Annotated in this window: 1 protein-coding gene; it reads right to left on the bottom strand. The window is 66.4% G+C overall.

Annotated features, from left to right (window positions below; translation table 11 throughout):
* Positions 1-19 precede the first annotated feature (19 nt).
* Positions 20-2,793 (bottom strand): glutamate synthase large subunit (gene gltB / locus VFT73_RS12070; protein WP_326411421.1); only part of this gene is annotated, 2,774 nt, incomplete at its 5' end.

The following is a 2,793-nucleotide window of genomic DNA, read 5'->3' as shown; positions in this document are numbered from 1 at the left end:
AGCGAACGGGAATGGGGAGCTATTCAGCCGCGACGAGTTGCTCTTCGTCCGACAACGGCGGCGCCTCCAGTCGCGAGAGCATTTCCTTCGGCACGACCTGCCAGAAACGGTCCCGCCAGCGGTCCCATTCGTCCAGGATCGCGTGTGCCCATTTGCTGTCGGTCGCTTCGGCGTGCTCGGCGATCAGCGCACGGAGCCGGGTCTCCCAATGATGGGAGACCAAGCGTTGCCAGACGATGCACTCCGGATTGACGTGCCGCTCGAAACTGTCGTCTGGATCGAGCACGAAAGCCATGCCGCCGGTCATGCCCGCACCGAAATTCATGCCGACGCCGCCAAGGATCACGGCCGTGCCGCCCGTCATATACTCGCAGCCGTTCGCTCCGCAGCCCTCAACCACCACGGTCGCGCCCGAATTGCGAACCGCAAAGCGCTCGCCCGCCTGGCCCGCCGCGAACAATTTGCCCGCGGTCGCGCCGTACAGGACGGTGTTGCCGATGATCGTGTTGTCCTGGCTGGCAAGCGGCGAGCTGACCAGCGGGCGCACGACGATCGTGCCGCCGGAAAGGCCCTTGCCGACATAGTCGTTGGCGTCGCCGAATACTTCGATGCGGATGCCCTTGCACAGAAACGCGCCCAGCGACTGGCCGGCGGAGCCGCGCAGCCGCACCTGCACATGCCCGTCCGCCAGCGCCGACATGCCGAAGCGCTGCACGATCTCCGCCGATAGGCGCGTGCCGACGGCGCGATGGGTATTGCGGACATTGTAGGTCAGCTGCATCCGCTCGCCGCGATCGAAGACGGCGCGCGCGTCCGCGATCATCTGCGCGTCGAGGCTGTCCGGCACTTCGTTGCGGAAGGTCGACAGGCTGAATCGTCGCTCCGAATCCTCGGCATCGACCTTGGCGAGGATCGGGTTCAGGTCGAGATCGTCCAGATGCTCGTGCCCGCGGCTGACCTGGCGCAACAGTTCGGTGCGGCCGATCACTTCGTCCAGCGTGCGGAAGCCCAATTTCGCAAGGATCTCGCGCACTTCCTCGGCGATGAAGCTCATCAGGTTGATGACCTTCTCCGGGCTGCCAGTGAATTTCGCCCGCAGCCGCTCGTCCTGCGTGCAGACGCCGACCGGACACGTATTGGAATGGCACTGACGGACCATGATGCAGCCCATCGCGACCAGGCTGAGCGTGCCGATGCCGAATTCCTCCGCGCCCAGGATTGCGGCGATGACGATGTCGCGGCCGGTCTTCAGGCCGCCGTCGGTCCTGAGCTTGATGCGGCCGCGCAGGCCGTTCAGCGTCAGCGTCTGGTTGACTTCGCTCAAGCCCATTTCCCAGGGCGTGCCGGCATATTTGACGCTGGTCTGGGGCGAGGCGCCGGTGCCGCCGACATGGCCGGCGACGAGGATCACGTCGGCATGCGCCTTGGCGACGCCGGCGGCGACGGTGCCGATCCCGGCCGAGCTCACCAGCTTGACGCAGACCCGCGCGCGCGGGTTGATCATCTTCAGGTCGTAGATCAGCTGCGCCAGATCCTCGATCGAATAGATGTCGTGGTGCGGCGGCGGGCTGATCAGCGTCACGCCCGGCGTTGAATGGCGCAGGCGGGCGATCATGTCGGTGACCTTGAAGCCCGGCAGCTGCCCGCCTTCGCCGGGCTTGGCACCCTGCGCGACCTTGATCTCGATCTCCTCGCACGCGCCCAGATATTCCGCCGTGACGCCGAACCGGCCGGACGCGATTTGCTTGATCACCGAGTTGGCATTGTCGCCGTTCGCGCGCGGGCGGTAGCGCGCCGGGTCTTCGCCGCCTTCGCCGGACACGGCCTTGGCGCCAATCCGGTTCATCGCGATCGCCAGCGTCTCGTGCGCTTCGGGCGACAGCGCGCCCAAGCTCATGCCGGGCGTGACGAAGCGCTTGCGGATCTCCGTGATCGCCTCGACTTGATCGAGCGGCACCGGCGTAGGCGCATAATTGAACTCCAGCAGGTCGCGCAGATAGACCGGCGGCAGGTCGTTCACGCCGCGCGCGAATTGCAGGTAGGTCGAATAGCTGTCCGTCGCGACGGCCGTCTGCAGCAGGTGCATCAGCTGAGCGGAATAGGCGTGCGTCTCGCCGCCGTGGCGCTGGCGGTAGAAACCGCCGATCGGCAGGTTCACGATCGCCGGATCGAACGCCGCCTGGTGCCGCATCCGTGCGTTCAGGTGCAGCGACGCATAGCCCTCGCCCGAAATCTTGGCGGGCATGCCGGGGAACAAGTCGTTGACCAGCGCGCGGCTGAGGCCGACCGCTTCGAAATTATAGCCGCCGCGATAGCTGGAGATCACCGCGATCCCCATTTTCGACATGATCTTCAAAAGGCCGTCGCCGATCGCCTGCTTGTAGCGGGCGATGCAGTCTTCAAGACTGAGGCGCCCGAACAGGCCGCGCGCGTGGCGGTCAGCGATCGACGCCTCGGCCAGCCAGGCGTTCACCGTGGTGGCCCCGACGCCGATCAGCACCGCGAAATAATGAGTGTCGAGGCATTCCGCCGAACGGACGTTCACCGAAGCGTAAGAGCGCAGCCCCTTGCGCACCAGGTGCGTGTGCACAGCCGCCGCGGCGAGGATCATCTGGATCGCCACGCGATCCGGGCCGATCCCTTCGTCGGTCAGGACCAGCTCGGTCCGCCCTTCGCGCACCGCACGCTCGGCTTCGGCGCGGAGACTGGCGATCGCGGCCCGGAGCTGTTGCGGCCCGCCATCGGCCGGATAGGTGCAGTCGATGACCGCAGCCTGGACGCCGAACGACGCCC

The sequence above is a fragment of the Sphingomonas sp. genome, assembly GCF_035758555.1.
In the GTDB taxonomy this organism is placed as follows: Bacteria; Pseudomonadota; Alphaproteobacteria; order Sphingomonadales; family Sphingomonadaceae; genus Sphingomonas_B.
This window is presented reverse-complemented; position numbering and strand designations above follow the sequence as displayed.